This is a genomic window from Pseudomonas sp. DrBHI1 (assembly GCF_002205115.1).
Taxonomy (GTDB): Bacteria; Pseudomonadota; Gammaproteobacteria; order Pseudomonadales; family Pseudomonadaceae; genus Aquipseudomonas; species Aquipseudomonas mosselii.
The window spans coordinates 1-976 of sequence record NZ_NIBE01000141.1; the positions used below are offsets into that span (position 1 = coordinate 1).

At 63.1% G+C, this 976-nt stretch carries 1 protein-coding gene and 1 pseudogene; both read right to left on the minus strand.

Going from position 1 to position 976, the window contains the following annotated elements; genetic code table 11:
• Positions 1-780, minus strand: a 780-nt coding sequence (gene arsJ, locus CC207_RS25150; RefSeq protein ID WP_143496176.1) for an organoarsenical effux MFS transporter ArsJ, incomplete at its 3' end; no start/stop codon positions are given.
• A gap of 9 nt (positions 781-789) precedes the next feature.
• Positions 790-976, minus strand: a pseudogene (locus tag CC207_RS25155) (type I glyceraldehyde-3-phosphate dehydrogenase); the annotation flags it as partial.

Here is a 976-nt window from a genome sequence, read left to right on the forward strand (position 1 = left end):
CCACGCGGCGAGGAAGCCGCCGACCAGCCAGAAGTCCCAGCCAAACGCGGTGCTCAGGTACACCGGCAGCGCCACGACGAACCAGACGTCCCGGGCACCGAAGAGAAACAGCCGTGCGGCCGAGAGGATGTTGATGGCTCGGCTCTTGGACAGCATGTCGCGGAACTTGGGTTTGGCCTTGGCTTTGCCCAAGTCCTTTTTCAGCAGCACCAGACTACCGATCCAGATCAGGGCCAGTACTGCTGCCATGGCCAGCACCGCCAGGGTGAAGCCGAGCAACGCGAGCAGTGCTCCGCCGAGGAAAAAGCCCACGCCTTTGAGCGCGTTCTTCGAGCCCGTCAGGATGGCCACCCATTTGTAGAGCGTCCCCTGTTGGCTGTCCGGTACCAGGAGCTTGATGGAGCTCTTGGCGCTCATCTTGTTCAGGTCCTTGGCGATGCCGGACAGCGCCTGGGCGGCCATTACCCACGGCACCGTCAGCCAGGCTGCCGGCACCGTGAGCATCAGCAGTGCAAAGACCTGCATGCCCAAGCCGATGTTCATGGTGCGGTTGAGCCCCAGGCGGGCGCCGAGGTAGCCACCCACCAGGTTGGTGATCACGCCGAACACTTCGTAGAACAGGAACAGCGCCGCGATCTGCAGCGGCGTGTAGCCCAGCGAATGGAAGTGCAGGACCACCAACATGCGCAATGCGCCGTCGGTGAGGGTGAAGGCCCAGTAGTTGCCGGTAACCAGCAGGTACTGACGCACTTCCGCAGACAGGGCTGACAACGCCTTCATGATCGCCGTTTACTCCGCCGCGCCGACCAGCCGGGCCAGTTCCGCTGCACGGTTGGCGTAGCCCCATTCATTGTCGTACCAGGCGTAGATCTTCACCTGGGTGCCGTTGACCACCAAGGTCGACAGCGCGTCGATGATCGAGGAGCGCGGATCGGTGCGGTAGTCGATGGACACCAGGGGGCGTTCTTCGTAGCCC